Source organism: Vreelandella janggokensis, assembly GCF_031451615.1.
Classification (GTDB): Bacteria; Pseudomonadota; Gammaproteobacteria; order Pseudomonadales; family Halomonadaceae; genus Vreelandella; species Vreelandella janggokensis.
The window spans coordinates 309,334-333,758 of the sequence record NZ_JARWAJ010000004.1; the positions used below are offsets into that span (position 1 = coordinate 309,334).

Annotated in this window: 20 protein-coding genes; 10 read left to right on the forward strand and 10 right to left on the reverse strand. The window is 58.8% G+C overall.

Annotated elements, in window-relative coordinates; genetic code table 11:
- Window positions 1–14: 14 nt before the first annotated feature.
- Complete coding sequence (locus QC816_RS13300) at window positions 15–1,313, reverse strand: NAD(P)/FAD-dependent oxidoreductase (RefSeq protein ID WP_199285067.1); 1,299 nt, start codon at window positions 1,311–1,313, stop codon at window positions 15–17.
- Between the two features lie 145 nt (window positions 1,314–1,458).
- Here QC816_RS13300 and QC816_RS13305 point away from each other — a divergent pair, with 145 nt between their 5' ends.
- Complete coding sequence (locus tag QC816_RS13305; RefSeq protein WP_309782759.1) at window positions 1,459–2,127, forward strand: phosphoglycolate phosphatase; 669 nt, start codon at window positions 1,459–1,461, stop codon at window positions 2,125–2,127.
- 18 nt (window positions 2,128–2,145) lie between these two features.
- Here QC816_RS13305 and QC816_RS13310 read toward each other — a convergent pair whose 3' ends face one another.
- On the reverse strand, window positions 2,146–3,063 hold the full coding sequence (locus QC816_RS13310; protein ID WP_309782761.1) for a metal ABC transporter solute-binding protein, Zn/Mn family: 918 nt from the start codon (window positions 3,061–3,063) through the stop codon (window positions 2,146–2,148).
- 271 nt (window positions 3,064–3,334) lie between these two features.
- On the opposite strand from QC816_RS13310, the gene QC816_RS13315 reads away from it, so the two are divergent.
- From QC816_RS13315 to trpC, 3 genes are all read left to right on the forward strand, one after another.
- Complete coding sequence (locus QC816_RS13315) at window positions 3,335–3,940, forward strand: anthranilate synthase component II (RefSeq protein ID WP_479694316.1); 606 nt, start codon at window positions 3,335–3,337, stop codon at window positions 3,938–3,940.
- Window positions 3,941–3,975: 35 nt separating this feature from the next.
- Window positions 3,976–4,995 carry an anthranilate phosphoribosyltransferase gene (trpD, locus tag QC816_RS13320; RefSeq protein ID WP_085917455.1) on the forward strand — a complete coding sequence of 340 codons (1,020 nt, stop codon included), beginning with the start codon at window positions 3,976–3,978 and terminating at the stop codon, window positions 4,993–4,995.
- Between the two features lie 101 nt (window positions 4,996–5,096).
- Window positions 5,097–5,900, forward strand: coding sequence for an indole-3-glycerol phosphate synthase TrpC (trpC, locus tag QC816_RS13325; RefSeq protein WP_199285070.1), 804 nt, complete (start codon window positions 5,097–5,099; stop codon window positions 5,898–5,900).
- On the opposite strand, the gene QC816_RS13330 is transcribed toward trpC, so the two are convergent.
- From QC816_RS13330 to QC816_RS13345, 4 genes are all read right to left on the reverse strand, one after another.
- On the reverse strand, window positions 5,897–9,040 hold the full coding sequence (locus QC816_RS13330; RefSeq protein ID WP_309782766.1) for an efflux RND transporter permease subunit: 3,144 nt from the start codon (window positions 9,038–9,040) through the stop codon (window positions 5,897–5,899). The genes trpC and QC816_RS13330 overlap by 4 nt on opposite strands.
- Before the next feature lie 18 nt (window positions 9,041–9,058).
- On the reverse strand, window positions 9,059–10,135 hold the full coding sequence (locus QC816_RS13335; RefSeq protein WP_254902834.1) for an efflux RND transporter periplasmic adaptor subunit: 1,077 nt from the start codon (window positions 10,133–10,135) through the stop codon (window positions 9,059–9,061).
- A 74-nt stretch (window positions 10,136–10,209) separates the two neighbouring features.
- Entirely contained in the window at window positions 10,210–13,308 is a 3,099-nt protein-coding gene (gene ydiJ / locus QC816_RS13340) for a D-2-hydroxyglutarate dehydrogenase YdiJ (RefSeq protein ID WP_309782769.1), read from the reverse strand.
- Between the two features lie 88 nt (window positions 13,309–13,396).
- Window positions 13,397–13,987 carry a DUF4202 domain-containing protein gene (locus QC816_RS13345; protein ID WP_199285073.1) on the reverse strand — a complete coding sequence of 197 codons (591 nt, stop codon included), beginning with the start codon at window positions 13,985–13,987 and terminating at the stop codon, window positions 13,397–13,399.
- A 162-nt stretch (window positions 13,988–14,149) separates the two neighbouring features.
- Here QC816_RS13345 and serS point away from each other — a divergent pair, with 162 nt between their 5' ends.
- Window positions 14,150–15,427, forward strand: coding sequence for a serine--tRNA ligase (serS, locus tag QC816_RS13350; RefSeq protein WP_309782771.1), 1,278 nt, complete (start codon window positions 14,150–14,152; stop codon window positions 15,425–15,427).
- Here serS and QC816_RS13355 read toward each other — a convergent pair.
- A complete protein-coding gene (locus QC816_RS13355) occupies window positions 15,372–16,205 on the reverse strand; it encodes an SIMPL domain-containing protein (protein WP_309782773.1) in 834 nt (277 codons plus the stop codon). The genes serS and QC816_RS13355 overlap by 56 nt on opposite strands.
- Before the next feature lie 204 nt (window positions 16,206–16,409).
- On the opposite strand from QC816_RS13355, the gene QC816_RS13360 reads away from it, so the two are divergent.
- Window positions 16,410–17,513, forward strand: a complete 1,104-nt coding sequence (locus QC816_RS13360) for an AI-2E family transporter (protein WP_085917462.1) — start codon at window positions 16,410–16,412, stop codon at window positions 17,511–17,513.
- A gap of 43 nt (window positions 17,514–17,556) precedes the next feature.
- Here QC816_RS13360 and trxA read toward each other — a convergent pair whose 3' ends face one another.
- Entirely contained in the window at window positions 17,557–17,940 is a 384-nt protein-coding gene (trxA, locus tag QC816_RS13365; RefSeq protein WP_139839338.1) for a thioredoxin, read from the reverse strand.
- 254 nt (window positions 17,941–18,194) lie between these two features.
- Here trxA and cysB point away from each other — a divergent pair, with 254 nt between their 5' ends.
- The gene (gene cysB / locus QC816_RS13370; RefSeq protein ID WP_085917463.1) at window positions 18,195–19,169 is read left to right on the forward strand and encodes an HTH-type transcriptional regulator CysB; all 975 of its coding nucleotides are present in this window, start codon (window positions 18,195–18,197) and stop codon (window positions 19,167–19,169) included.
- 13 nt (window positions 19,170–19,182) lie between these two features.
- On the opposite strand, the gene QC816_RS13375 is transcribed toward cysB, so the two are convergent.
- Together QC816_RS13375 and pabB are read right to left on the reverse strand one after the other, a co-directional pair.
- Entirely contained in the window at window positions 19,183–19,803 is a 621-nt protein-coding gene (locus QC816_RS13375; RefSeq protein WP_264826312.1) for a phosphoadenosine phosphosulfate reductase domain-containing protein, read from the reverse strand.
- Between the two features lie 117 nt (window positions 19,804–19,920).
- The gene (gene pabB / locus QC816_RS13380; RefSeq protein ID WP_309782783.1) at window positions 19,921–21,276 is read right to left on the reverse strand and encodes an aminodeoxychorismate synthase component I; all 1,356 of its coding nucleotides are present in this window, start codon (window positions 21,274–21,276) and stop codon (window positions 19,921–19,923) included.
- Window positions 21,277–21,550: 274 nt separating this feature from the next.
- Between pabB and QC816_RS13385 the strand changes: the two genes are divergently transcribed.
- Genes QC816_RS13385 through prpC form a run of 3 tightly spaced genes read left to right on the forward strand, consistent with a single transcriptional unit; the run spans window position 21,551 to window position 24,420 of the window.
- Window positions 21,551–22,291: a GntR family transcriptional regulator gene (locus QC816_RS13385; RefSeq protein WP_309782785.1), complete on the forward strand. Its 741-nt coding sequence runs from the start codon at window positions 21,551–21,553 to the stop codon at window positions 22,289–22,291.
- A gap of 42 nt (window positions 22,292–22,333) precedes the next feature.
- Complete coding sequence (prpB, locus tag QC816_RS13390) at window positions 22,334–23,236, forward strand: methylisocitrate lyase (protein ID WP_199285078.1); 903 nt, start codon at window positions 22,334–22,336, stop codon at window positions 23,234–23,236.
- A 56-nt stretch (window positions 23,237–23,292) separates the two neighbouring features.
- Window positions 23,293–24,420, forward strand: a complete 1,128-nt coding sequence (gene prpC / locus QC816_RS13395; RefSeq protein WP_199285079.1) for a bifunctional 2-methylcitrate synthase/citrate synthase — start codon at window positions 23,293–23,295, stop codon at window positions 24,418–24,420.
- Window positions 24,421–24,425 lie beyond the last annotated feature (5 nt).

Here is a 24,425-nt window from a genome sequence, read left to right on the forward strand (position 1 = left end):
CTTGGTTTAATTGATTAATGCAGCTTCATGCGGGGTTTCAGGTAACGATTGAGCTTATCGACCAGCCAGGCAAGGCCGGTTTTGGGCGCGCCATGGATCGATAGCTGGTGCATTCGGTAGAGCGACGCGTAGGCACGGCGTGCCAGCCAACCCTCCAGGAATAGCCCGCGTGATGCAGAGCTGCGCATCAGGCTGCCGACGGCATCGTAACGGGCAAGGGACACCAGCGAGCCGTGATCCCGGTAGCGAAAATCGGCGAGCGGTTTGCCTTCCAGCTGATTGACCAGGTTCTTGACCAGGTGTTTGGCCTGCTGGTGAGCGGCCTGGGCACGCGGGGGTACGGCGCTGTCGTCCCCCTGCGGGCAGTCGGCACAGTCGCCCAGGGCAAAAATCGCCGGATCATCGACGCTTTGAAGCGTTTTAGCGACCTTGATCTGGTTTTTGTTATTGGTCGAAAGTCCCTGCTCCGCGAGAAACGGCGGTGCCTTGATGCCCGCCGCCCAGACGTTGAGGTCGGTCTCGATCACGTCATCGTCGCCGGTAACCAGACAGCTAGCCTGGGCCTCTTTGATCGCAGTCCCCACGTGGACCGTGACGCCCATGCCTTCCAGCTCTTGCTGAACGGTCTGGCTGATGCGTTCGGACAGGCCCGGAAGCAAGCGCGGTGCAGCCTCGAGCAGGTGCACGCTGATTTGCTGGTGGTCGGTGGCGGTCACCCCGTAGGCATTGAGCATCCTTGAGGCGTCAAACAGTTCGGCGGCCAGTTCCACCCCGGTAGCGCCACCGCCCACTATACCGATGGTCAGTTGGGGATGCTGGCGCAGCGATGGGTCCGTGTAGCGCAGGAAGGTATTGATCATATCGCGCTGAAACGCCTTGGCTTGCTGGGGCGAATCGATAAAATGGCAGTGCTCGGCGACCCCTGGCGTGCCAAAGTCGTTGGATACGCTGCCAAGGGCCATGACCAGGTAGTCGTAGCCTAGCTGTCTTGCGGGGAGAACCTCCTCGCCTTGTTCATCCACAATGGGGGCCAGGTGCAGCTGCTTGGCCTGGCGATCAATGCCGGACAGCGAGCCACGCTGGTAGCGATAATGATGCGCCGACGAATGACCGCGGTAATCCACTTCGTCCATGCTGGAGTTCAGTACCCCGGTGGCCAATTCGTGCAGCAACGGCTTCCAGACGTGGGTTGTATTACGGTCAAGCAAGACAACATTGGCGCGCTCAGGCTTGCCAAGCTTACGTCCCAATTGAGTTGCCAGGGCCAGTCCGCCGGCACCGCCGCCAACGATCACGATGGTGGGAAGGCTCATGTCTTACTCCTTGACTGAAATAAGACTCAGCATAGAGGTTTCTTGCGGTAGTGACGAATTAAGCTGCGTTTCATATAGCAAAGCCGGCCTCAGGGCGCGTCCTGGAGCCAGCTTTAGGTGATTTTTAAGTAGAAAGGATGGTCACTTGCACCCACTTCTTCACGGCAAGCGTATGATTGCCTTCGACCTCGATGGCACGCTCATCGATTCGGTTCCCGATCTAACGGTCGCGGTTGCCCATGCGCTGGCCGACCAGAAATTGACAATGCCAACGTCAGATAACGTTCGCGACTGGGTGGGAAACGGCGCTGCCGTGCTGGTTGAGCGGGCATTAACCTGGACGCTGGGCACGCCACCCGATGCCCGGCTTTTTGAGCGTGCTTACGCGGGGTTTTTACACCATTATGCGGCGGCCCCCAATCAGTTGACCACCTTATTTCCTCACGTCGGGCAAGCACTGACGGCGCTCCGCGAAGCAGGCTATATCCTGGTGCTGATCACCAATAAGCCAGAGCGCTTTATTGCGCCTATTTTGGACCACTTCGAGTTGAACGCCTGCTTTAATCTGTGCCTGGGCGGTGATTCCCTGGCTGAGAAGAAGCCTTCCCCGTTACCGCTGCTGTACGCTGCTAACGCCTGCGGTGTGCCCCCCGGCGATTGCGTGATGGTGGGGGATTCACGACATGATATCGCAGCGGGTAAAGCCGCTGGTTTTACCACCCTGGCGTTGCCCTATGGCTATAATCACGGCGAACCGATCAGCCACAGCGATCCTGATGCCGTACTGACGTCACTCGCCGAGATGATCACCTGATATGAAGCTGCCAGGCTCCTAGTCTTCTTCTCTGGCACCACCCAGGGTGGCGTGCAACTGTTCGGCGTTGTGGCGCAGCATGTCCGCGTAGCTGGATGCCGGTCCGTCACCGCCGCTGAGGGCGTCCACGTAGAGTGGCCCCGCCAGGGGAAGACCGACATAACGTGCCTGGGCGTCCATGTGAATCCTTGGTGTGGTGCTCTCGAAAAACAGGCCGGGTGGTCGCTTCTCGGCCAGCCTTGCCTGCAGGCGGGCCATCGCGGCCGGGGTCCCCAGAGTTTCGTGATTGACGCCCCACAAAGCGTCGTACTCGAACGCGTAGGCGTCGGCGAAGTAGGCAAGGCCTGCTTCACTGGTCACAAGCGTTCGGTTCGTCTGGGGAATGCCGCCCAGGCGCTCTTCAATATCGGCATCGAGCTCTTTCAGTGTCTGCTTGAGATCCGCGGCGCGTTGATCGAACGCGTCAGCATGGTCCGGTGCATGTTTTGACAGGGTTTCGGCGATAACGTCCACATAAGCAGCGGCGCCCTCGGGGGCCATCCACATGTGGGGGTTCGCGTAGCCTTGATAGCGACCAGAGGTAAGCGGCAGCGCAGGGTAATCTGCATTTTCGGCCAAGGCCACCATGGGCAGATCATTTTCCACAATGGCTTTTACATCGCGCAGCCAGGGCTCTAATTCCAGGCCGTTGTAAAACACGAGATCGGTTTCTTCCAATGCCAGCACATTGGGCGGGGTAAGCTCCCAACGATGGACGTCTTCGTCGGCAGGAACGATCACATCCACGCTTGCAGCGTCACCCGCCACTCGCTTGACCAGATCAGCGATCACCGAAAATGACACCACCACCCGAAGCGAGGTTTGCGCCGTTGTCGAGGGGCTGGCGATCATCAATGCCAGCAAGAGCAGCCCCCATTTCATGACATTGTTACGCATCCCACGCTCCTGACTCTCTTGAAAAGCGACTGATAATAAAGATTGTTCTACCGCGATACCAGTTCCCGTTAGCTGGGAGGCGTCCCGCAAACGCTACGTGACCACTGCGCTGGCAACTTATACCTTAACAGCATAGCGTGTTCCTGTGGGTGGCCCGGCGTCAACGTCTCCTGGTCGCCTTCTTAACGCCTGCAATGACGCACCGGGTTGGGGTATCATCGCGGGATGGCAGTTGTTAATGATCGTTATACCTAGACGGGGTAGATATCCAATGGTGCAAGGAGAGGTCGCGCAGCGCGTCCTTATGGTCGACAACTATGACAGCTTCACGTTTAACATCGTCCAGTATCTGGTCGAGTTAGGCGCTGAGGTCGTGACCCATCGTAATGACGAGATCACCATTGAGCAGATGGCGGCACTCTCGCCAACCCATCTGGTTATATCGCCAGGCCCCTGTACGCCCAATGAGGCCGGAATTTCCCTGTCGGCCATTGAACATTTTGCCGGCACGCTGCCGGTATTGGGGGTGTGTCTCGGGCATCAGGCCATTGGACAGGTCTACGGCGGCCATGTGGTGCGCGCCCCAGAGGTCATGCATGGCAAAACCTCAGCGGTAGAGCATGATAACCAAGGGGTGTTTACCGGCTTGGATAACCCGTTGGAAGTGACCCGTTACCATTCATTGGTGGTGGATAAGCAACGCTTGCCCGACTGCCTGGAGATAACCGCGTTGACCGCTGATGACGACGTTACGCCAGGGGTTATCATGGGCTTGCGACACCGCGAACTCGATGTCGAAGGCGTTCAGTTTCACCCTGAATCCATCCTTACCCGTCAAGGTCATGCGCTACTGGCCAACTTTTTACAACGCGGCTGATCGCCGGAAATACAGCTTTAGGGGCTTTCCTGTTCATGCAAATGCGAGACGCAATTAACGCGGTGATGCGCCGCGAAGACCTCTCTTTCGATGCCATGCACGCGCTGATGCGCCAGATCATGACCGGTGAAGCGTCCGATGCCCAGATTGGCGGTCTGCTGGTGGGGCTTGCCATGAAAGGCGAGAGTGCAGTTGAAATTAGTGCTGCCGCCCAGGTAATGCGAGACTTGATGAAGCGGGTTGAATTGGATGCCGACAACATCGTGGATATCGTCGGCACCGGCGGCGATGGCGCCAACCTGTTTAACGTCTCCACTGCCGCCAGTTTTGTCGCTGCCGCTGCTGGCGCCCATGTGGCCAAGCACGGCAACCGCAGCGTTTCATCGTCGTCTGGCAGTGCCGACCTTTTCGACGTGGCGGATATTTACCTCGACCTGAAGCCTGAGCAGGTTGCCCGCTGTATCGAGCAAGTAGGTGTCGGTTTCATGTTTGCCCCCAACCACCACCCAGCGATGCGCCATGCCATTGGCCCACGCCGTGAAATGGGCGTGCGCACGCTGTTCAATATTCTGGGGCCGCTGACCAACCCGGCCAGCGCGCCCAATCAAGTGTTGGGTGTCTATGCGCCGTCGCTGGTGCCGCTGATGGCGGAAGTGCTGAAGAAGCTTGGCAGTCGCCACGTGCTAGTCGTGCATTCCGAAGACGGCCTGGATGAAATTTCGTTGGCCGCCCCGACCCAGGTGGCAGAGCTTAAGGACGGCGAGATTGCCCAGTACACCATTAATCCCGAGGACTTCGGCATCGAGCGCCAGAGTCTGGCTACGCTCAAGGCCACCAGCGCGGAAGATAGCTTGCGGCTGGTGAAAGCGGCGCTGAGTGGTGACGGTGCGGCGGCGGACATGGTCGCGCTGAATGCAGGTGCGGCCCTGTATTGCGCGGGCGTGGCGGATAGCTTGAAAGAGGGCGTGATGTTGGCTCAGGATGCCCAGGCCTCCAAATTACCGCTTGAAAAGCTAAAAGAATTGTCCCACTTCACCAGCGTTTTCAAGCAGTAGGCGCTTAAACAAACTATGTTTAAAAAAGATTAATTTTAATAAAGATTAATTTTAAAAAAATAGTTTTAATGAAGGTTAGTTTTAAACAAGAAGAGATCACCATGACTCAACAGGCAACGCCGACTATTTTAACGCGCATTCTGGACCGCAAGGACCAAGAAGTGGCCGAGCGCCGCCAGGCCGTTTCGGAAGCCGACCTGCTGGCGCTGGGTGAAAAGCAGAGCGCGCCCAGGGGATTTATCGATGCGCTTAATACCCGCATCGCCGCCGGGGATGCCGCTATCATCGCCGAAGTTAAAAAGGCCTCGCCTTCCAGGGGGGTGATTCGTGAGGAGTTTCACCCGGCGGATATCGCCAAAAGCTATGCCCAGGGCGGCGCGGCGTGTCTGTCCGTTCTCACCGATGCGGATTTTTTCCAGGGCCACGAAGATTACTTGATCGCCGCGCGTGATGCCTGTTCGCTGCCGGTGATTCGCAAGGATTTCATTACCCACGGCTATCAGGTGTCCGAGGCGCGGGCGATCGGGGCTGACTGTATTCTGCTGATTGTCGCCGCGCTGGACGACGCCCAGCTTCGTGACCTGAACCAGCAAGCCATCGCCCTGGGCATGGACGTGCTGGTAGAGGTCCACGATGCCAACGAGCTGTCACGGGCCATGGCGCTGGATCTCAAGCTGATCGGCATCAACAACCGCAACCTGCACACCTTCGAGACCAGTTTGAACACCACGCTGGAGTTGCTGCCCAGTATTCCAGAGGGTGTCACGGTGATAACGGAATCGGGAATCCACACCCGTGACGACGTGGAACTAATGCGTGACCACGAAATTAACGGCTTCCTGGTGGGTGAGGTCTTCATGCGTGAAGCCGACCCGGGTGCAGCCCTCAAGCAGCTGTTTTTCTAATCCGGCTGTCGCTTAGTCCGCCGGCTAAGTACCGCCACGGTAAGCGCCGGTAGAAAGGTGACGGTGACGATGGCGGTGCCCAGCAGCCCGAACAGCACGATGGCGCCGACGCCGCGATACAGCTCGGTGCCCTCGCCGGGTAAAAACACCAGCGGCGATAGCCCGCACAGCGTGGTCAAGGTGGTCATGGCAATGGGCCGCAGGCGGCTCTCCACGGCGCTGTATACCGCATCGCGTACGTCCATGGTCGTCTCGCGCAGGTTGATGCGTGCCTGATGGACGACCAGTATCGGGTTGTTGACCACAGTGCCCATGAGGATCAAAAAGCCCAGCATGGTGATCATGTCGAAAGGCTGGCTGATGGCGTTCAAGCCGATACGCGGCAGCATCGCGCCCACGCTGTTCATCAGCCACAGACCGACAATCCCTCCGGCGGCGCCGAGGGGGATGGTCGCCAGAATCAGCAGCGGATAGCCCCAGTGGGCAAAAATCGCCACCAGCAATAAATATACGATCGCCAGGGCAATCAAGCCGTTGCCGGTGAGAGACTGGCGGGTGGCATCGAGCTGGTCGCCCGCACCGCTTACCGTGATATCGATACCGCCAGGTAGCTCGCCCTGATCGCGCATGGGCTCGATCACTTCGCGCTGCATCCGTTCGATACCCGCTTCCAGCGCCACGCTGCGCGGTGGGATCACATTCAGGGTCACGCTGCGCCGGCCATCAACCCGGCGTAGGGTGGCGGTGCCAACGGTTTCTTCGATATCGGCGACGTCGTTCAGCGGTACGTTGAAGCCGGCAGGCGTATGCAAGGGCAGGCTGGCCAAGCGGTCGAGGTCGATATCGCCGGCCTCCGGGCCATAGCCGTAAAGATCAATCTTCTCATCGCCTAGGTAAAAATCGTCCAGGTACGACCCGTTGGTCAGCACGGCAATCGCGGTGCCCAGAGCCTCGGTATCAAAGCCCAGCTCGGCGGCGCGCTCCCAGTCCGGATAAATCTCGATCAACGGCTGGCCCAGATCCAGCGCCGAGGGGCGGGATTGAATACGCGGGTTGTCGAAGGTCGCCTGGGCGCGTTCGTAAATACGATTGGCCGTTGCGTAGAGGGTTTCCAGGTCATTACCGGCAATATCCAGCGTGATGCTGCGCGTGCCGCCGTCGTTACTCGAGATGATCGAGCCGCGCGCGGCAAAGGCGCGCATATCCGGGTAGGCCTCGTAGCGTGTGGTGAGCGCGTCCATCAGCGCCTCGATATGATTGGGGTCGATGGTTTCGGCAATGATGCGCAGGCTCTGCGCTTCGGCCTGGATGCCCATGGTGCGGATGGGGGGCACGTCGGTGTCGCCGCGTTCAAAGTCCTCAGGGTCGGCGCCGACGTGGGGTTCGAGTTCCCGCTGCAGGTCCTGGGCGATGGCGTCCATGGTGGCGAGGTTGTAGCTTGCCGGGGCGTTCATGCTGGCGAAGGTCTTGGCTTCCTCGCCCTCGGGCAGGTATTCCGCAGGCGGCGTCAGCCCGACAAAAATCGCCACACCGCCAACGATGCCCAACACCACGGCCGCCGTGCGCCGCGCCGTGCTTTTGATCATGCGGTCGACCACCCACAGGCAGGCGCTCATCCAGCGCGGGCGAGTGCCATTGCCGTTATCGCGGCCCCGGAAATCGATATGCGCGCCGAGCGTGGGGATGACGGTAATGGCGACCACCATCGAGACCAGGATCGAAGTGGAGATCGCCACGGCAATATCGGAATACAGCTGGCCGGCTTCCTGCTCGATAAAGAAAATCGGCACAAACACCAGAATTGTGGTCAGCGTCGAGGCGAGCACTGCCGACCAGACCTGCTTGACGCCTTCAAGCGCCGCCTGGAAACGGGCCAGCCCGCGCCGCCGTTGGGTCTCGATACTTTCGAGCACGACAATGGTGTTGTCGATGGTCATGCCGATAGCAAAGGCCACCCCGGCCAGGGAAATTACGTTCAGGGTGCGCCCGGCAAGCAGAAGGCCGAGAAATGCCGCAATGGTACAGATGGGAATGCCGATGATGCTGGCGAAGGTGGCCCGGGCCGAGCGCAGGAAGGCGTACATCACCAGAGTGGCAAACAGCGCCCCCAGGCCCAGGTTGACCCAGACGTTGGCAATCGAGGACTCCACGTAGCGAACGTCGTCGCTGGATAGGATCATCTGCATGCCCTGTTCGGCCAGCAGGCCTTCATTCAGAGCCTCCGCCTCGTCCAGCATGGCGCGCTTGATGTCGATGACGTTGGCCCCCGGCTCGCGACGCACCTGAACGCTCAAAACTGGCTCACCAGTCGAGTTGTAAGAGCGCGAGGTCAGCTCGGCGTAGGACTGCTGCACCTCGGCAACGTCGCCAAGCCGTGTTACCTCATCGCCCTGGCGGTCAAGGATCAACGCTTCCAGGCTCTCGACATCCTCGAAACGCCCGACGGTGCGCAGCAGATAGCGGCGTTTGCCACTTTCCAGTTGGCCACCGGAGACGTCCTGGTTGCGTTCCCGCAATGCGTTCTGGATATCACTGATGCTGATGTCGCGGGCGGCGAGGGCGTCGGGGTCGAGCAGTAGTTGCATCTGCCGTTCGGCGCCGCCGGAGACGGTGACCTCCGACACGCCGCTGACGCTTTCCATGCGCGGGCGAACGTTATCTTCCAGATAGTCGCGCATGGCTGGCATGTCCAGATCGCGCGGATTGCCTTCGCGGGGGCCGACGTTGAAGTACATGAACGCATTGGCCGAAAACGAGTTGGCGACGATGCGCGGCTGGTCAACGTTGGTGGGGTAGGAGGGCACCTGGCTCAGGGCGTTGTTGACCCGAATGAGCGTTTCGGTGAGGTCAACGCCAAACGGAAATTCCAGCTCAACCTCGGCGCTGCCGCTGCTGGCGGTGGATTCCATACGCTGCAGGTTGGGGACGTTGCGTAAATACTCTTCCTGCTCGATGAGGATATCCTTTTCGATATCCTGCGGGTTGGCACCGGCCCACTGGGTTTCAACGCCAATCACCCGGGTTTCCAGGTCGGGAATCATTTGCACGGGAATCCGCCAGATGGCGGCAATGCCCACGATCAGCAGAATCAGGGTGACGACACTGACCAAAATGCCGTGACGGATGATGGCGGCAAACATGCGCGAGGGCGCTCCTTGTTAATCGTCGTCGATAAGGGACAAGGTCTGCCCCTCTTCCAGGCGTTCGTTGCCGACCACAATGACGCGATCGCCCGCCTCGATACCGTCCAGCACCGCAACGTTGCCCTCGTGGCCGCTGCCGATCTCCACGCGTTGTTCATAGGCGCGCCATGCGTCGTCTTCCTGGCGGGCCAGCCATACGCTCACGCTGCCGTCCGGGCGGCGGATCAAGGCATCGCGGGGGACGCTTGGGCCTGTCTCGCCTTCAAGCAACAGTCGCCCTTCGAGCGCCATGCCGGGCAGCAGGCTGAGGGCTTCAGCAGGCTCGGCGCGCAATAGGAACTGGCGGCTGGTGGCGTCCTGGGGTACCCGTGCCTGGGGGCGGGCGGCGTACCATCGGGTATCGCCTTCCAGCCGGATCTCGAGAGTGGCGTCATCCATGCGGCCATAGGCCGAGAAAGGCACAGGGAAGTCCAGCCTCAAGGCGTCAATGTCGACCAGCGTCATCAGGGTGTCCCCGGGCGTGACCCATTCACCCAGCTCGCTGTCGCGCTGGGTGATCAGCGCATCGAAGGGCGCGGTGATGGTGTGGCGGGCCACGCGTAGCTCCCAGAGCGCGTATTCGGTCTGCCGGGCGTCTAGAAGGGCCTCGGCCGCTGCCAGCGTGTTTTGCCGCCGGCGCTGTTCGCTGACCGCAATATTTTGTTGTGCGGAGAGCTGGTTGGCTTCGTTGAGGCGCTGACGGGCATCGTCGCGATCAGCGCGGGCCTGATCGATATTGGCCTGGGCGCGCTGGCGCTCCAGCTCGGCTTCACGGCTATCCAGTGCCATCAGCCGTTCACCCTGGCTGACCCGGTCGCCGAGGGCGACGTCAAGGGACGCGACTTGGCCCGCTTCGGCGCTGGAAAGCTGCGAGGTGCGCGGGGCGGAAACGCTACCGGTCAGACGCAGCGTCTCGATACGCGGGGTGTCTTCAACCCGCTGGGTTTCGACTCGGGCGTCCTGTGCGGCGGCCACGCCGATGCCACCCATCAGCAGGGCCAGTGTCGTGGCGCACGCCCGAAGGGCGCGAGCGATAGTCAACAATCGTCGCAAGATGATTCCCCGGCTCTAGGATTGCGCCCAGCATGCCAGAATCAAACGGTCGGTTGGCGTTGGTGGTATCAACGTTATCCGCGCTTGAGCGCGCTCAATAGCGCCTGCAGCGGGTGAGGCAGCACCTGGCTTGAGTAACGCTTCACCTGGCTGCGACAGGAGTAGCCTGTCGCCAGTAGCTTGCCCGCATTCTCTTCGGCGTCAACCTGCGGCTGCCAGGACTGCGAGTAGATGACCTTAGAGGTCGCCACGTTGCGGGTTTCATGGCCGTAGGTGCCGGACATGCCACAGCAGCCGGTACTGACCAGTTCAAGCTCCAGCCCGAAGGCGGCGAATACCTGCTGCCATGCCTTGGGGGAGCCCGGCGCATTGGTGCTTTCGGTGCAGTGGGAAAGCAGTTTGAAGCTGGGGTCGCTCAGTTCCACCGGGCGGCTAGGCAGGGTGTTGAGGCGGGTGGCCAGCCACTCCTGGAGCATCAGCACCTCGGGCACGGCCGCGCTGCCCAGCGATTTGACGTACTCCTGGCGGTAGGTGAGGGTCATCGCCGGGTCGATGCCCACCAGGGGGATGTCAAAGTGCGCCAGCGTACGCAGCCGCTCGGCTTGTTTCCGCGCCGTGCGTTCGAACGCTCCCAGGAAACCCTGGACGTGCAGCGGCTTGCCGTTGGCGGAAAACGGCATGACGAACACCCGCAGGTTGAGCCGCGACAGCAGTTCAACGATATCCATCACCAGCTTGGCTTCAAAGTGGCTGGTGAACGCGTCCTGCACGATGATCACGCTGTTGGCGCGCTGCTGTTCAGTGAGCAGCGCAAGCGAGGTCGGTGTGGCCTCGGCCACCCCCCAGGCGCGCAGCTTCTTTTTCAGGTTGGCCCGGGACAGCGCCGGGGAGTCGCTGATGCCTACGCCTTTGCGCATCAACTGCTCGACCCAGTGCTGGCCCATGATGGCGTTGTACAGCGGGGCGGCTCTTGCAAAGGTCGGCAACATGAACTCGGTGCCGCCGATGACATAGTCCCGCAGCGGGCGCAGGTAACGACCGTGGTAGACCTCCAGAAACTGCGAGCGGAACTGCGGTACGTTGACCTTGACCGGGCACTGCCCGGCGCAGGATTTGCACGCCAGGCAGCCCGCCATGGCGTCATAGACCTCATGGGAGTAGTCGTGGTGCTGCCTGCGGCTCAGCGTGTTGGCTACCCGCCGTGGGAAGTGCTTGATAAAGCCCCAGCTGCTTTCGGCTTTTTTCCTGCGCGACTCTTCCACCACGTCGATACCCGCATTGGACTGCAGGCGTAGCCACTCACGGATCAAACTGGCGCGGCCCTTGGGGGAATGGCGGCGGTCGCGAGTGGCCTTCCAGGAAGGGCACATGGGGTCGTCGACGTCGTAGTTGTAGCAGGCGCCGTTGCCGTTGCAGTAGACCGCGGCGTCGTAGGCCTGCCAGGCCCGTTCATCGATGGTGCGGTCAAGCTGGCCGCGCATCGGCACGCTGTCGATGGTGAGCAGCTCCGGGTCGTGCTCCCGGGCGATCAGCTTGTCCCCTTCACCAGGGGAGGCGATCTTGCCGGGGTTGAGCTGGTTATAAGGGTCAAACGCGGCTTTGACTCGCTGCAAGCTGGGGTAGAGCTCACCAAAAAATGTCGGCGAGTATTCCGATCGGACGCCCTTGCCGTGCTCGCCCCATAAAAGCCCCCCGTATTTCTGGGTGAGCGCGACCACTTCATCGGAGATTGCCCGAATCAGCGCTTCCTGAGCCGGGTCTTTCATATCCAGCGCCGGACGAACGTGCAGTACCCCAGCATCCACGTGGCCAAACATGCCGTAGTCAAGCCCCCGGGCATCCAGCGCCGCGCGGAATTCGGCAATATAGTCGGCCAGGTGCTCGGGCGGCACCGCGGTGTCTTCCACAAACGGCAGCGGGCGCTTTTCGCCCTGAACGTTGCCCAGAAGCCCCACCGAGCGCTTGCGCATGCCGTAGACGGTCTGGATCTGACCGCGACCTTCGGCCAGGGTGTAGCCCAGCCGCTCGACGGTGGCATCATGGCGCAAATGCTCGGTGAACGCGCGAACCCGCCGGGTCAGCGCATCGGGGTCGTCGTCGTTGAACTCGACCAGGTTAATGCCGCGAATGGCGGTGTCACCGGCCGGAAAAAATTCGGCCACGCTGTCCCATACGAAGTCGTCCATGGCGAGTTGCAGCACGGTGTCGTCGATGGTTTCGATGGACGTGGGGCGAGCGCTTGACGCCATCAGTGCTTTGGCGTCACGCAGGGCCTCCATAAAACCGGCGTAGCGAACGTTCACTAGCGTCGAGTGCTTGGGAATCGGCAAAACGTTCAATACCGCTTCGTTCAGAAAGCCCAGTGAGCCCTCTGAGCCGCAGAGCAGGCTGTTGAGGTTGAGCTGGCCGCTATCGTCACGCAGGTGGGCCAGGTCATAGCCAGTCAGACAACGGTTGAGCGGCGGGAAGGTGGTCTCGATCAGTTCGCGCTGCTGGTCGATAATCTTGGCGGCGGTGGCGTGGATCCGGCCGAGAATGCCTTCTTGCGCGCATTCAGCGGTTTCTTCTTCAACGCTCAGCGGGCGACTATGTAAGTGCTTACCCCCCAGCAGCACCGTGTCGAGTTCAAGCACATGGTCGCGGGTCTTGCCGTACTCGCAGCTGCCCTGGCCGCTGGCGTCGGTGGATATCATGCCGCCAATGGTGGCGCGATTGGAGGTTGAGAGCTCCGGCGCGAAAAACAGCCCGTGAGGCTTGAGCGCGGCGTTGAGCTGGTCTTTGACCACGCCCGCCTGGACGCGCACCCGGCGATTATCCGCGTCGATCTCGATAATCTGGTTCATGTGGCGGGAAACATCCACCACAATGCCGTCGGTCAGCGACTGGCCGTTTGTGCCGGTACCGCCCCCACGTGGGGTGAGTACGATATTGCGATGGGGCACTTCGCCCGCCAGTCTGGTCAGACGCTCCAGGTCTTCGGCGTGCTTGGGGAAGACCGCCGCCTGTGGCAGGCGCTGGTAAATCGAGTTGTCCGTCGCCAGTACCGTGCGGTTGGCGTAATCCGGCGCGATCTCGCCTTCAAAGCCACGCGTTTTCAGCGCCTCGAGAAAACGGACGTAATGGGCGCCCAGGCGTTCAAATGGCGCGGTGCGTGAATCCAGAGATGCAATCATAATTGATCAGGTCGTCACTGCCGAAAGCGGAAAAGAGAAGACAGCTACTTTACCGCAGCGTCGCCGCCGGTGCATCAGGGCGGCGGCGTTATGCCTCGCCCAGGGCTTCTTTGACCAGCGCGGTCGATGATGGCGACATGGGCAGCGTCAACGCCAGCTCATGGGCACGCGGGGACATTTTACGCCAGGTCATCTGTACGATTCGCACCATATGATCGTGCTCGACCTTGCGCGAGAAATCGGCGAAGTAGTTTTCCAGGAACACCAGACAGGCACAGTCTTCCAGCGCCTGTACCTCGGGATCACGCCCCAGACCTTTCTTGCCGATCATTGCCGCGACGCGTTTGGCCTCCTCAACGCTGTAACCGGCTTTCTCCATCAGTTTGGCAGTAGTTTCGCCTGCCCGTTTGCCCTGGTCGCGCCGCCAGGTCAAATAGCCCACCCGTCCTTTATCATAGTCTTCGCGGGGGACCTGCCAGCGCTGCAAGTGCTGGGCGCGTACCGCCAGTTGCAATAGCTCGCCGGGTGCATCAAAAACAGATTCCAGCCACTTGCTCATCCGCTGGGCATAAGCCAACTCCTGAGGCATGGTGGTGCCATCGTCAAGCGTGGTGGAACGCGGGTCCTGGGCATGAAGCGCATCAATGGCGTCGAGTGTTTGCTCAAAAGCGGAGGTCATTTGAAGCTCGCTTGGCTAATCAAGGTCGATACGCTTATGTTAGCAGTGCTGCGCGCAGCAGGATAACCCCATAGCCCCCCGCCGTGCTTTTGCCTACAATAGTTGCCTTTGTTGTCGGCGCTTTGCGCCGTGGTTCACTGAATTCAGGCCAAGGGATACCTCATGCTCGATCCGAAACTGCTGCGCGGTGATCTTGATGCGCTGGCGCAACAACTGGCACGCCGGGACTTTGTATTGGATAAACAAGGACTTCAGGCGCTGGAGTCCCGCCGTCGCGAGCTGCAAACCCAGACTGAGCAACTGCAGAACGAGCGCAATACCCGCTCCAAGGCAATTGGCAAGGCGAAGGCCAACGGTGAGGATATTCAGCCGCTACTGGACGAGGTCAGTGACCTGGGCGAGCGCCTGGATGCCGCGAAACAGCAGCTGGCGGAGGTGCAGGCCGAGTGGGACGATGCGGTCAGTGGGATTCCCAATATTCCCCATGACAGCGTGCCGGAAGGCAAAAGCGAAGACGATAACGTTGAACTGCACCGTTGGGGCACGCCTCGTGCATTCGATTTCGAGGTGCTGGATCACGTTGATCTGGGCAAGCAGTCAGGCTATCTCGATTTTGATTTGGCTTCCAAGATCACCGGCGCACGCTTTGCAGTGATGCGCGGGCCGGTGGCGCGTCTGCATCGCGCACTGGCGCAGTTCATGCTGGATACCCAAACCGAGCAGCACGGCTACGAAGAGTGCTATGTACCGTACATGGTCAACCGCGCATCGCTAACGGGCACCGGCCAGTTGCCCAAGTTTGGCGAAGACTTGTTCCGCCTGGATGATGAGCGTGAATACCACCTGATTCCTACCTCGGAAGTGCCGCTGACCAACTTTGTGCGCGATGAAATCGTTGACCTGGCAGCGCTGCCCATGAAGCTCACTGCGCATACGCCGTGTTTTCGTTCTGAGGCGGGCTCACACGGGCGCGATACTCGGGGCATGATCCGCCAGCATCAGTTCGACAAGGTCGAGATGGTCCAGATTGTCGAGCCGGACAAAAGCTATGAGGCGCTGGAAGAAATGCGCGGCCATGCTGAGGCGATCCTGCAGGCGCTTGAGTTGCCGTATCGCGTGGTGACGCTGTGTACTGGCGATATGGGTTTCGGGGCGGCGAAGACCTACGACCTGGAAGTATGGCTACCCAGTCAGGATACCTTCCGCGAAATTTCCTCGGTTTCCAACTGTGAGGAATTCCAGGCGCGGCGTATGCAGGCGCGCTTCCGTCATCCGGAGGCGAAAAAGCCCCAACTGTTGCATACCCTGAACGGCTCAGGGCTGGCAGTTGGGCGTTGCCTGCTGGCGGTGCTTGAAAACCACCAGCAGGCGGATGGCTCGATAGTTATTCCTGAGCCGCTACGTCGGTATCTGGGTGGGCTGGAGCGTCTGGCCCTTTAAGCGCCCATTCCACGTTAACGCCTGCTTCTATGCGGATGGTCCCAGGGCGGTATTCGCGGCTGGGGCTATCATGGGTATCGGCACTGATGCTGCCTTCCGCACGCATGGACATCATGCGGGGTTGAAAAATGGGCGATTGGGTTTCTTCAATGTGCTGAACATGACCGAGGTCAGTCTCCAGCGTTCCGGCCATTAGCTCGGCCTTGTGCCGGGCTTTTTCCAGTGCCTTGACCAGCGCTTCGTCGGTAGCAGCGTCACGGTCCTGTAGGTCGAATTGCACGCCGTCCAAGGCGTTCACGCCTGCATCCATCAAGGCGTCCAGCACGTCACCAAGCTGGTCGATATCCGTCAATTCGACGGTGACCGGGCGTTCGAGCCGCGTGCGTTGTAGCGTTTCACCCTCGCCATTACTGCCACGCGGACCTGATACCTGTTCAGGGTAAATATTCAAGGAACCGGCGCTGATCGCATCGCGCTCAAGGCCGCTATCTTCCATGGTGTTTATCAGCTCGCTGGCCCGGCGTTCAAGACGCTCCCGTGCAGCGGTTAATTCCTCGCTGTCGGTGTCTTCAAGGCTTGATAGTGCGGGCGTCTTTTCCCATAAACGGGCATTGAGGGTGGCTTTGTCAGGCGAGACCTCAACAAAGGATTGAGCTTGTACATGTAAGCTCGGGGGCGTTGGGGCTGCCTGGGCCATCGGAATGCTGATCAGGGTAAGCAGTGCGCCGACGGCGAGGCTTTGGCGTAGTGGTGTTTTAGAGGGTAAGCGACATTTCATTGGTAACATCCCTATTATTGCGTGTGCGCTAGGCACATGGCGGAGGAGAAAGAGTAAGACTAGACTCTGCTTGGAATGCGGTAGGCCAAAGAAAGTTCAGCCGTAGCGGTGTGGTGGAAAGTTGTTGCTAGAAGTTTGCACGCTTGGTGCTAAATTCCGTTGTCTTCTGGTTTAGAAGGCGATATTGCTTAGGGATGGAGGGGTATGTCGAAGTTATCGGATGAGGGTTACCGCAGTATTCCGTTGAATGCCACGCTGGCCATGGCGGCTTTGGTGGTCATTATGGCGGGCATGAAAATGGGCTCGGATCTGCTGGTGCCACTGCTGCTCGCCATTTTTATCGCGGTGGTATGCACATCCCCCGTGCATTGGCTGAATCGTTGCGGGCTTAGCTTACGGCTCGCCGTGTTTCTCACCTTGATTTTCATGCTGGTGTTTATATCGCTGATCGGCCTGCTGGTGGTGAACAGTTTCAGTACCTTCATTCAAGCCCTGCCTGATATTGAAACGCGTCTCTACGAGCACTACTGGGATATATTAAATGCGTTGGCCTCGCGCGGCCTGGCGATAGATCCTGATCAGCTAAGCTCGATGCTGGAAATGGAAGGTGAAGGGTCCTGGATGCAAACCTTGCTGGGAGAGCTAGGCAATCTGTTCATGCAGAGCAGCATTGTCGCGTTGCTGGTTATTTTCTTGATGTTCGAAACGCTGAATTTTCGCGATAAGGTGTCGCGGGCCTTGGAAAACCCGGCGCCGAGTTTGAAGCGTTTCAGCGAATTCAGCTTGACGTTGAAGCGCTACCTCGCCGTAAAGACGGTGATTAGCCTGGCGACGGGGATTTTGGTATGGCTTTCTTGCCTGATGGTGGGGGTTGAGTTTCCGCTGCTTTGGGGGGTGCTGGCCTTTGCGCTCAACTTTATTCCCAATATCGGTTCCGCGATAGCCGCGATTCCGCCGGTATTATTGCTGCTGGTTTCTCAGAATGGAGGGATCTGGGAGGCATTGCTGCTGGCATCCACTTACCTGGCAATCAATTTCGTGCTGGGTAACTTGGTTGAGCCGCGGATCATGGGGCAGGCGCTGGGGCTTTCCACCTTTGTGGCGTTTTTATCGCTGGTGGTATGGGGATGGGTATTCGGGGTTGCCGGGATGTTGCTGTCGGTCGTTTTGACCATGACGCTCAAGATAGCCTTGGACAGCCACCCGCAAACGCGATGGATGGCGCACTTATTGGGTCCAGGCAGTCGAAGAGGGGAAAAATCCAGCAAGCTGGACGCTCGGCGACCGCCTTGGTTAAGACGTCACTGAATGGAATCGTAAAAACCGCCGACGTAGTCGGCGGTTTTTTACGTCAAGCGTTCTGGTCAATAAACTGGGTTAGCTGCGATTTCGATTGAGCACCCACCAGCGATGCCACCTTGGTGCCGGCTTTAAACAGCATGACGGTAGGAACGCCGCGGACGCCTTGCTCTGCCGCGATCTCGGGGGCGTCATCAACGTTCACGCTGACCACCTTGAGGTTTTCGCCTTGTTCGTCGGCGACTTCATCGACCACCGGCGCCATGACTTTGCAGGGGCCACACCAGGGGGCCCAAAACTTCAGTAGGACTGGCTGTTCGGCGTTGAGGACTTCCTGCTCAAAATTGGCGTTAGTAACATCAACATTAGTAGCCATTTGCTTCTCCCGTTTGCGTTGCTCTTGCTGTTTCGTTGCCTCAAATGGAGCAACGGTCATCACGCGATTACATAGCGCATTGCATCGCGCCAAGTCGGCAAATGTTAGCGGGCGAAACGGGGTGTGGCAAATGCGAACGGCACGAAATCGATAAAATAGTAAAAAGTAATAGGTGCTGCTAGGGCCGTTTTTTTATACTATAAAGGCATTATAGCGATTTTTTTTATTCTAATAATGGTTGTGTGAGCCAAGTGCAAAGGCAGCGCTTGTCGTTTCAACGCAATCATCCGTGCATTGACCGGTTAGGTGACACTATGAAACTGCAGCAGCTTCGCTACATTTGGGAAGTGAATCGGCACAATTTGAATGTTTCGGCCACCGCGCAAAGTCTTTACACCTCGCAGCCTGGAATTTCCAAACAGATTCGCTTGTTGGAAGACGAACTGGGTGTCGAGATTTTTGCTCGTAGTGGCAAGCACCTGACCCGTGTGACGCCAGCAGGTCAGTCGATCATTGATCTGGCCGGGCAAGTGCTGCGGTTGACCGAGAACATCAAGCATGTGGCCCAGGAGCACAGCGACGAACGGCGCGGTAGTCTGGCGATTGCCACCACTCATACCCAGGCGCGCTATGCGCTGCCGCCCATTATCAGCGCTTTCACCCAGAAATACCCCGATGTGGCCCTGCATATGCAGCAGGGCACACCCAAGCAAATCGCCCAGATGGTCAGTGAGGGCCAGGCGGATTTCGCCATTGCCACCGAGTCGCTGGAACTGTTTACCGATCTTATTCTGCTGCCTTGCTATCGCTGGAACCGCTGTGTTCTGGTACCCAAAGACCATCCGCTGGCCCATCTGGATGCGCCGCTGACACTGGAAGCGCTGGCGGAGCATCCGCTGGTCACCTATGTGTTTGGCTTTACCGGGCGTTCCCAGTTGGATGATGCATTCAAAGCCAAAGGGCTGACACCTAACGTGGTACTCACGGCGGCAGATGCCGATGTGATCAAAACCTACGTGCGGCTTGGCATGGGCGTGGGCATTGTGGCCCATATGGCCGTCGACCCGGCCCTGGATGATGACCTGGTGGCGCTGGACGCACGGCATCTTTTTGCAAGCTCCACGACCAAGATTGGTATTCGTCGTGGCACCTTCATGCGCGGTTATATGTACGATTTTCTAACCCGTTTTGCGCCTCATCTTACCCGTGATCGGGTGGAAGAGGCGCTGACCGCGGGCCCGCGTCATGAGCAGTCGTTATTTGACGACCTGGACCTGCCGGAGTACTAACCCGCCGTGTGGGTTAGTGCTGTAAATGCAGTCCGCATTCGCGCTTTTCCTCGACCTTGGTGGGGTCAAAGTAATCGAAGTTGTTGGGCAGATTGTGGGCTTGCAGATACTGGTACATATCTTTGGCTGTCCACTGGAGTAACGGCGCGACTTTCAACAGGCCGTCAGCATTGCGGCTGACCGGTTGCATCCTGGCACGTTCCGGCGTGTCTTCTGCCCGCAGGGCGGTGAGCCACACGTCCGGATGCATTTCCCTCAGGGCACGTTCAAAGGGTTCGATTTTGACTTCCTGGGTAAAGGCATCGTGGCGCGGGTCATCAATGCCTGGCATGGGGCCTTCCAGTGCCTCGCGATGCGCGCGGGTCCGCCTGGGCAGGAAGCTGACGATGTTGAGGTTAAGCTGCTTGATGACGTCATCAGCAAATTGGTAAGTCGCCTCGGTGTTGTAGCCGCTATCCATCCATACGATGGGAATATCCGGGCGTACCTGGGTCACCATGTGCAGAATGACCGCTTCGAACGGGCGGAAGTTGGTCGTGCAGATGGGCCGTGTGCCCTGAGCCAGTGCCCACTCAACTAACCCTTGAGGGTTGTTGGCAAATTCATTGTTGATCGCTTCAAGTTCTGAGGACATGCTTCCTCCTTATCGTCGGAAAGATCATGCCGATAGGCTACCAAAGAGCAGGCAGGTCGCCCCAATACCGTTTGGTTTGGCTTTTATATTCCTTTTTGATTTAAAGACCGTGCTTGCTTATTCCAGCGCTTTGATCAAGTGACGAATTTTGTCCAGTGTCTCAGTGTATTCCTCGTCGACGTTGGAGTCGGCTACCAGCCCGCCGCCTCCCCAAACGTGAAGCCTACCGGCGTCTGCCACCACCGTGCGGATGGCAATCGAGGTGTCCATGCTTCCCCGTACGTCGACATACCCGAGGCTGCCGCAGTAAATACTTCGCTGGCAGGGCTCCAGCTCATCGATGATCTGCATGGCACGAATTTTGGGTGCGCCGGTAATCGAGCCGCCGGGAAACGCGGCGGCGAGTAGGGCGAGGGCGGCACGCGGGTCGGGGAGCTGTCCCTGGATCACGCTGACCAGGTGATGAACGTTGGGATAGCTTTCCAGATGACAGAGCTGAGGCACCCTGATCGTACCGGGAAGGCAGATACGGCCGAGGTCATTACGCAAAAGATCCACGATCATGACGTTTTCAGCGCGGTCTTTACGGCTGTTAAGTAACTGCTCGGCGAGTGCTTGATCTTCTTCAGGGGTCATGCCGCGGGGGCGCGTTCCCTTGATAGGGCGGGTTTCCACCTGGCCTTCATGGCTACGAATAAACCGTTCGGGGGAGAGTGAAAGCACTGCTTTGTCCTGCCACGCCATAAACCCTGAAAAAGGCGTGGGGGTGGCCCGGCGAAGTCGCAAATAGGCTTGCCACTCATCACCCTGATAAGACGCCGAAAAACGTTGGGCAAGGTTGATCTGGTAGCAGTCTCCGGCGCGAATGTAATCTTGCACGGCATGAAAGCGCTGATGGTAGTCAGCGCGGCTGAGCTCCGCCTGAAAAGAAGCGGTCAGGCAAAACGGCGCCGTCGCTGGCAACGAGCGGCCAAGCCAGTGCATGACCTGTTCGCGGCGCTCGTCGGTGGCGACCAGCCATGCTTGCTGGGTGTGGTGGTCAAACGTGACGCACCAGTCATAGAGCCCAATTCGGGCCTGGGGCAGGTCGGTGACACACGGCTGCTGGCTGGCAATCGACTGCTGCTCACGGCCCAGGTCATAACCCCAGTAACCGATCAAGCCGCCTGCAAAGGGGAGCTCGCCCATGTCTTGTGATGGCACAGGCAACTGGTCAAGCAGCCACTGCTGGGGGGCAAAGGCATCCGGCCAGTCGAGTGGCGGATTGAGTTGATCGGATACGATCTTTGACTGCCCGTTGGTATCAATCTCAAGCGTCGCCAGTGGGTCACTGCTCATGATGTCAAACCGGCCATTGGCCAACGGGCGCCCGCTATCGAGCAACACAGCGCCTGAACGTGAGCGAAGTGCCGCGAACGTCGTCAAGGGGTCGGGTAGGTAGGGCAGTGCCGTCAGTGTTAACGCTGATATCATGAAGCAAACGCCTAGCCAAGTGGGGCAGCATATTTTAGAGGGCGTTAAACAAGGACACCAGTCGGTCTTCTCGACGGCTTTCTCACGTTAATCACATGGTGAAAGATATTGCCTCCGACGCTTTCCTGCTTCTCGCTAGATTGTTGACACCGCAAGACGTTATTGCCCTGGGTCCTACGACAAAAGGCCTACCTGATCGTACGGTAAGCAAGGTTGACGGCGGTTTTGCAGAGGACTAAAGTTGTTCCATCATTTAATTGTCGACAATTTACCCATGACCTTATCAGCTGTGACGACACACAAAGATTCATCGGATCATGAAGCAGCCTCTCCGGAAGTGCGCACGCTGGCCGAGCGGGTTTTCCAACAACTCCAGGACGCTATCGTTCGCGGTGAGCTCGCCCCAGGCAGCAAGATCACCGAGCCGGGGCTGTCGAAAACCTACGGTATTTCGCGGGGGCCGCTGCGTGAAGCGATGCGACGTCTGGAAGCACACCGTTTGATCGAGCGGGTTCCCCATGTCGGGGCGCGGGTCGTCAAACTCTCAATGAAGGAGCTGATTGAGTTGTTTGACGTACGCGAGGCCCTGGAAAGCATGGCCGCTCGGCTGGCCGCCGAGCACATGTCTGCAGACGAGATCCGGGGGCTGCGGGATGTACTGGCGCTCCACGAAGGGCAGAGTGATCTGAAGCGCGGTGAGGCCTACTATCAGCGTGAAGGCGATCTCGATTTTCACTATCGGATCGTTCAGGGCAGCCACAACAAGATGTTGATGAACCTTCTCTGCGACGACCTTTATTACCTTGTCCGTCTTTATCGTACCCAGTTCAGCGCCAGCGGCGCGCGTCCCCAGCGGGCCTTTGTGGAGCACCATCGCATTGTCGATGCCATTGAAGCCGGTGATGCCGAACTCGCCGAGTTGTTGATGCGCCGTCACGTCAGCGCCTCCCGCGCCAATGTTGCCGACCGTTACGCCACTATTCTTGAACAACAATCATCGACACCCTCGGAATAAAACGCCATCTACCTGTGTCGCAATACAAAGGAGTCCACGTCCATGTCTCAATCTCCCCAGTCAGGGCTTACCCCCGGTGCACGTTTTCGCGCAGCGCTAGAGGCGAATCGGCCGCTGCCCATTCTTGGCACGATCAATGCCTACACGGCAATGATGGCCGAACGGGTAGGGCACCAGGCGATTTATCTGTCCGGCGGTGGCGTGGCCAATGCCTCTTTTGGGTTGCCCGATCTGGGTATGACCACCATGAACGACGTGGTGGAAGACGCTCACCGTATTTGTGGTGCGACGGATGTGCCGCTGCTGGTGGATATCGATACCGGCTGGGGCGGGGCGTTTAATATTGCGCGCACCGTCAAGGAAATGCAGCGTGCGGGCGTGGCGGCGGTACACCTGGAAGATCAGGTCGCCCAGAAGCGCTGTGGGCATCGCCCCAACAAGGCGATCGTCTCCCAGCAGGAAATGGTCGATCGCATCAAGGCCGCGGCGGATGCCAGGCTCGACCCTGACTTTTACCTCATCGCCCGCACTGACGCCTTTCAGAAAGAGGGGCTGGATGCCGCGATCGAGCGTGCCAATGCCTGTATCGAGGCAGGTGCTGACGCCATCTTCGCTGAAGCGGTGCATACGCTGGACGATTACCGGGCGTTTTGCGAACGGGTCAATGCGCCGATCCTTGCCAATATCACTGAGTTTGGCGCGACGCCGCTTTTCACTCAGCAGGAGTTGGGGGAGGTGGGCTGCCGAATGGTGCTGTATCCGCTTTCGGCTTTCCGCGCCATGAACGCCGCCGCGCTGCATGTCTATCAGAGCATTCTGGACAACGGCCATCAGAAAGACGTGCTGGACACCATGCAAACCCGCGATGAGCTATACGACTTTTTGAACTACCACGACTTCGAACAAAAGCTCGATGCGCTGTTCGCCGAGCAGAAAGATACCTAATCGCCGTTAACCCTTACAACGTTATAACCAATAAAATACGCTAGCAGGAGACCTACATGGCTGATAAACCGCAAAACAGTGCCGGACTGCGTGGCCAGAGCGCCGGTTCCACCGCGCTGTGTACCGTCGGTAAAACAGGCTCTGGATTAACCTACCGTGGCTTCGACATTAAAGAACTGGCTGAAAAGGCCAAGTTTGAAGAAGTCGCTTATCTGCTGCTAAAGGGCAAACTGCCCAATCAAGCTGAGCTGGACGATTACATTGACAAACTCAAAAGCCAGCGTGGCTTACCCAGCGCCTTGAAAAACGTGCTGGAAGAAATCCCCAAAGACGCTCATCCCATGGATGTGATGCGTACCGGGGCATCCATGCTGGGTAATCTGGAGACCGAGGAAAGCTTTGAAGAGCAGGAAGACGTGGCCGACCGTCTGCTGGCCGTGCTGCCCTCGATCATTTGCTACTGGTATCGCTTCAGCCATGACGGCGTACGTATCAATACCGAAACCGACGATGCCTCGGTAGGTGGTCACTTCCTGCATATGCTACGCGGTGAACCGGCCTCCGAGCTGCATGCCCGGGTAATGAACGTATCTCTCATCCTTTACGCAGAGCACGAATTCAATGCCTCCACATTCACCGCCCGGGTTTGCGCCTCAACGCTCTCCGACATGCACTCTTGTGTGACCGGGGCGATTGGGACGCTGCGTGGGCCGCTACACGGTGGCGCCAACGAAGCGGCGATGGCGATGATCGAAAACTGGACCTCGCCTGAAGAAGCTGAGCGGGAAATGCTCGGCATGCTGAAGCGCAAAGAAAAAATCATGGGCTTTGGGCACGCCATTTACCGCGAGTCAGATCCGCGTAATGCCATCATCAAGCACTGGTCGAAAAAGCTCGCCGACGATGTGGGCGATAGCGTGCTCTACCCCGTTTCTGAGCGTTGCGAAGCGGTCATGTGGCGGGAGAAGAAACTATTCTGCAACGCGGACTTCTTCCATGCCAGCGCTTACCACTTCATGGATATTCCCACCAAGCTGTTCACGCCGATTTTCGTGATGTCACGGCTTACCGGCTGGGCCGCCCACGTGTTTGAGCAGCGTGAAAACAACCGCATTATTCGCCCCAGCGCTGACTATACCGGCCCTGAGAAGAGCGAATGGGTACCCATTGAAGCCCGTGATTAAGTGAG

Bases quoted from the DNA above. Each gene is read 5' to 3' on its own strand.
- QC816_RS13385 (WP_309782785.1), top strand. From the start codon at position 21,551: ATGACCTTATCAGCTGTGACGACACACAAAGATTCATCGGATCATGAA.
- ydiJ (WP_309782769.1), bottom strand. From the start codon at position 13,308: ATGATTGCATCTCTGGATTCACGCACCGCGCCATTTGAACGCCTGGGC.
- QC816_RS13345 (WP_199285073.1), bottom strand. From the start codon at position 13,987: ATGACCTCCGCTTTTGAGCAAACACTCGACGCCATTGATGCGCTTCAT.
- serS (WP_309782771.1), top strand. From the start codon at position 14,150: ATGCTCGATCCGAAACTGCTGCGCGGTGATCTTGATGCGCTGGCGCAA.
- trxA (WP_139839338.1), bottom strand. From the start codon at position 17,940: ATGACCGTTGCTCCATTTGAGGCAACGAAACAGCAAGAGCAACGCAAA.
- QC816_RS13300 (WP_199285067.1), bottom strand. From the start codon at position 1,313: ATGAGCCTTCCCACCATCGTGATCGTTGGCGGCGGTGCCGGCGGACTG.
- cysB (WP_085917463.1), top strand. From the start codon at position 18,195: ATGAAACTGCAGCAGCTTCGCTACATTTGGGAAGTGAATCGGCACAAT.
- QC816_RS13360 (WP_085917462.1), top strand. From the start codon at position 16,410: ATGTCGAAGTTATCGGATGAGGGTTACCGCAGTATTCCGTTGAATGCC.
- QC816_RS13375 (WP_264826312.1), bottom strand. From the start codon at position 19,803: ATGTCCTCAGAACTTGAAGCGATCAACAATGAATTTGCCAACAACCCT.
- pabB (WP_309782783.1), bottom strand. From the start codon at position 21,276: ATGATATCAGCGTTAACACTGACGGCACTGCCCTACCTACCCGACCCC.
- trpC (WP_199285070.1), top strand. From the start codon at position 5,097: ATGACTCAACAGGCAACGCCGACTATTTTAACGCGCATTCTGGACCGC.
- prpC (WP_199285079.1), top strand. From the start codon at position 23,293: ATGGCTGATAAACCGCAAAACAGTGCCGGACTGCGTGGCCAGAGCGCC.
- QC816_RS13355 (WP_309782773.1), bottom strand. From the start codon at position 16,205: ATGAAATGTCGCTTACCCTCTAAAACACCACTACGCCAAAGCCTCGCC.
- QC816_RS13310 (WP_309782761.1), bottom strand. From the start codon at position 3,063: ATGCGTAACAATGTCATGAAATGGGGGCTGCTCTTGCTGGCATTGATG.
- QC816_RS13330 (WP_309782766.1), bottom strand. From the start codon at position 9,040: ATGTTTGCCGCCATCATCCGTCACGGCATTTTGGTCAGTGTCGTCACC.
- trpD (WP_085917455.1), top strand. From the start codon at position 3,976: ATGCAAATGCGAGACGCAATTAACGCGGTGATGCGCCGCGAAGACCTC.
- QC816_RS13315 (WP_479694316.1), top strand. From the start codon at position 3,335: ATGGTGCAAGGAGAGGTCGCGCAGCGCGTCCTTATGGTCGACAACTAT.
- prpB (WP_199285078.1), top strand. From the start codon at position 22,334: ATGTCTCAATCTCCCCAGTCAGGGCTTACCCCCGGTGCACGTTTTCGC.